The sequence below is a fragment of the Rummeliibacillus sp. POC4 genome (assembly GCF_003576525.1).
Classification (GTDB): domain Bacteria; phylum Bacillota; class Bacilli; order Bacillales_A; family Planococcaceae; genus Rummeliibacillus.
Map to the genome: position 1 here is coordinate 1 of NZ_QWUA01000087.1, position 3,650 is coordinate 3,650.

General features: G+C 35.0%; 5 protein-coding genes and 2 pseudogenes. All 7 read left to right on the forward strand.

The annotated features are described in order from the left end of the window. Positions 1-445, forward strand: a pseudogene (locus D1606_RS16655) (hypothetical protein); the annotation flags it as partial. Next, positions 446-691 (forward strand): hypothetical protein, encoded by a 246-nt coding sequence (locus D1606_RS16660; protein WP_119417143.1) that lies wholly within the window; start codon positions 446-448, stop codon positions 689-691. It abuts the pseudogene before it with no gap. A gap of 1 nt (position 692) precedes the next feature. Next, positions 693-1,598, forward strand: coding sequence for a recombinase RecT (locus D1606_RS16665; protein WP_119417144.1), 906 nt, complete (start codon positions 693-695; stop codon positions 1,596-1,598). Continuing rightward, complete coding sequence (locus tag D1606_RS16670) at positions 1,598-2,299, forward strand: MBL fold metallo-hydrolase (protein WP_119417145.1); 702 nt, start codon at positions 1,598-1,600, stop codon at positions 2,297-2,299. The genes D1606_RS16665 and D1606_RS16670 overlap by 1 nt, the downstream gene beginning before the upstream one ends. Before the next feature lie 17 nt (positions 2,300-2,316). Then, positions 2,317-2,532: a helix-turn-helix domain-containing protein gene (locus D1606_RS16675; RefSeq protein ID WP_119417146.1), complete on the forward strand. Its 216-nt coding sequence runs from the start codon at positions 2,317-2,319 to the stop codon at positions 2,530-2,532. 20 nt (positions 2,533-2,552) lie between these two features. Further along, entirely contained in the window at positions 2,553-3,410 is an 858-nt protein-coding gene (locus D1606_RS18865) for a phage replisome organizer N-terminal domain-containing protein (protein WP_158582416.1), read from the forward strand. Positions 3,411-3,468: 58 nt separating this feature from the next. Further along, a pseudogene (locus D1606_RS19155) lies at positions 3,469-3,650 on the forward strand (ATP-binding protein); the annotation flags it as partial.

Genomic DNA, 3,650 nt, shown 5'->3' on the forward strand with positions numbered 1-3,650 from the left:
GCGTATTACTGAACTTGAAGAACGTGAAACTTTCTTAACCAACGAAATTAAAAAGTTGGATCATCACTTATATCTAACAGAAGAATTTGTCAGAGAAAAAGTTCGCTTATTAGAAGAAAAAATCAATAGCAAGTTCAAATATGCGAGATTCAAATTGTTTAAGGAACAGCTTAATGGAGGTCTAAAAGAATGTTGTGAAACTTTGTATAAAGGAGTTCCATACAGCTCAGGCCTAAATAATGCAGCAAAGATCAATGTTGGCATCGACATTATCAATACTCTAAGCGAACACTATGGCATGAGAGCACCAATCTTTGTAGATAATGCCGAAGCTGTTACACAACTAATCGATAGTGATTCACAAATTATCAGTCTAGTTGTCAGTGAAAAGGACAAGCAGTTACGAGTTGAAGTACCAGAGGCCGAGTACAAGGAGGCTATATAAATGAATGTTACTGTTCAAAAGTGGGTTTTTAACCCTTCTTTGATGGGTAAAGCTGTAAAAATTATTGGTTACGATTACGATGGTACAAAATTAGATGGCATTTATATTATCAAGAAAATTGATAACGATAAAATCACTTTAATCAACCATAAAGGCGAAATTGATTTGTTTGTATCAAATATTTATGGGGATATAAAAGAAAGATTTATAAATGATTTTGAAGTAATTGAAACGGAGGACATATAACATGGCAAATCAAGTGGCAATCATTCAAAAAGATATTACAGACAGTGTTAACAATAAATTAGGTGAGTTACAAAAAGAGGGGTTAGTAATACCTCCAAATTACAGTGCTAGCAACGCTTTAAAATCTGCATTTTTTAAACTTCAAGAGGTTAAAGATAAAAGTGGTCGTCCGGCATTAGAAGCTTGCACCAAAGATTCTATCGCAAACGCATTACTTGATATGACAGTACAGGGTTTAAGTCCAGCAAAAACACAATGCTACTTTGTAGTTTATGGTAGTAAGTTACAGTTATCTCGTTCGTATTTTGGTACTCAAACAGTACTTAAACGATTAAGTAATGTAAAGGATATTTGGGCAAATGTTATTTATCAAGATGATGAATTTGATTACGAAAATTACCACGGACGTGAACGTTTAATAAGTCATAAAACAAAGTTTGAAAATCGTGATAAAGACATCTTAGGCGCTTATGCAATTGTTCAAACAACAGATGATGAAGAAATATTAACAGTTATGACCAAAAAAGAAATTGAAGCTTCTTGGAGCCAAAGTAAAACGTCACAAGCCGTTCATAAAAAATTCCCGCAAGAGATGGCGAAACGTACTGTGATCAATCGTGCAGCTAAAGCATTTATCAATACATCAGATGATAGTGATTTGCTAATTGAAGCGATTAATAACACAACAGAAAACGAGTTTGAATCATCTCGAAAAGATATAACACCTGAACAAGATCTTGCGGAAGAAATTAATCAAAATGCAAATCAAGAAATGATTGATATTCCAAAAGCTAAGGTTCAACCAGAACCAGAGCAAAAACCAGAGCCAATTGAAGCCGAATTTACTGAACAACAAGATATCTTTGGTGAACCTCCTGCAAATATGCAAGAAGGACCAGGGTTCTAATGATTGAGATTAATACTCTAGCAACAGGTAGTAAAGGTAACGCATACGTCATCACAGACGGCGTTACCAAGCTACTGATTGAATGTGGAATATCATTCAAAAACATCCAAAAGGCTCTTAATTTCGAGACAAACGACATACAAGGTTGTTTAGTATCACATGAGCATTTAGACCACTGTAAAGGGCTACAGAGCGTTTTAAATGCAGGTATAAATGTTTATATGTCGCAAGGAACAAAAGACGGCACAGGTATTGACCATCACAGAATAAAGGTGATTCAAAACAAGCAACCATTCCAAATTGGAACATGGACCATACTTCCATTTGATGTGCAGCATGACGTTAATGAGCCATTCGGATTTTTACTACAGAATCAGGAAGGCGAAAAGCTTCTATTTGCTACTGATACTTATTACATCAAATACAAGTTTACTGGACTAAGTCATCTAATGATTGAATGTAATTATTGCCAGTCAGTACTAGATGAAAATGTTGAGAGTGGTAGAATACCAGTTTTCTTGAAAAATCGAGTTATGAAGTCACATTTCAGTTTGGAAAACTTACTAGAGTTTTTAAAAGCTAATGATCTATCAAAAGTACAAGAAATATGGTTGCTGCATTTATCGGACAACAACAGTGATGAACAACTTATAAGAAATGAAGTCGCAAAGCTAACAGGGAAGATGATTTATATACCGTAGGTGAAGGATGATAGTCAATGAAAAATAACTTACGATTTTTAATGTTAGAGCAATCCTTAAGTATAACTGAACTATCAAAAGAAATAGGCATATCAAGAAATACCTTAACTAAGATTTACTACGAAAAAAACGATTTTAGTATAAGTACGCTATTAACATTATGTGACTTTTTCGGATGTACTCCAAATGAATTTCTAGGAAAAGGAAAACATTTTGAATCAGAATCAATTTAGCAAAGTTTAGGAGGTACACCATGGCTGAAATAACATGGATAAAGCTCAAAACAGACATGTTTGAGAACGAAAAAATTAAACTCATTGAAGCCTTACCAGATGCGGACACAATCATTGTTATTTGGGTGAAGTTATTAGCAGCCGCAGGAAAAGCAAATTCTAACGGTTTTATCATGCTAACAGAAAACATTCCAATGAACGAAGAGGAAATGGCTACAATATTTAATCGGCCTCTTAATACCGTCAGATTGGCTCTACAAACTTTTAAACGCTACGGAATGATAGAGGTAGAGAATGAAGCAATTCGTATTAAAAATTGGGAGACACATCAGAATATTGAAGGCATGGATCGGGTTCGTAAGTTGAATGCAGAACGAAATAAGCGTTATAGGGAGCGTAAAAAACAAGCTCAATTAGAAGCTCCAAAACGTGAAAATAACGTTAGCGTGACGTCACGTGACGGAACAGAGACAGACTTAGATTTAGATAAAGACAAAGAAACAGATAAAGATAAAGAAACAGACAACAGACAAGAAAAAGAAGTAGGTCAGTCAGTTGTTTATCAATTCTATGAATCTAATATTGGTCCTTTAAGTCCGTTTGTCGGTGAAGAGATTGGCTATGAAATAGATGAATATGGACCAGAACTTGTTTTAGAAGCCTTAAAAGAATCGGTTATTGCAAATGCACGAAATAAGATCAAGTATGCTCAAGGAATCCTTAGAAATTGGAAAAACGAAAACATAAATTCCTTACACGACTTAGAAATGAAACGTAAACGAGGTGAAGAAAATGGCCAAAACAATCGAGGAAGTCATGGAAGCTCTCAAAGCGAGAATAACCGTCCTACCATCTTCGGAGACTACTGCAGCGACTGAGTATAAATGCCCCAAATGCAAAGATCAAGGCGGAACAATTGAATGGCGAGATGCTGATGTGTTTGGCGATGGCCGTATTGTTAGAAAAGAGCAAGTTTGGGTGGAATGCTCATGTATAAAGCAAAAAAAGATCAATAGACTACTAAAGTCGTCCGAGATTACACCAGAATTTCAAAAAATGACGTTCGCTAATTTTCAAACAGAAGGTTATCCAGAAGTAATCAAAAAAATGTACGACAT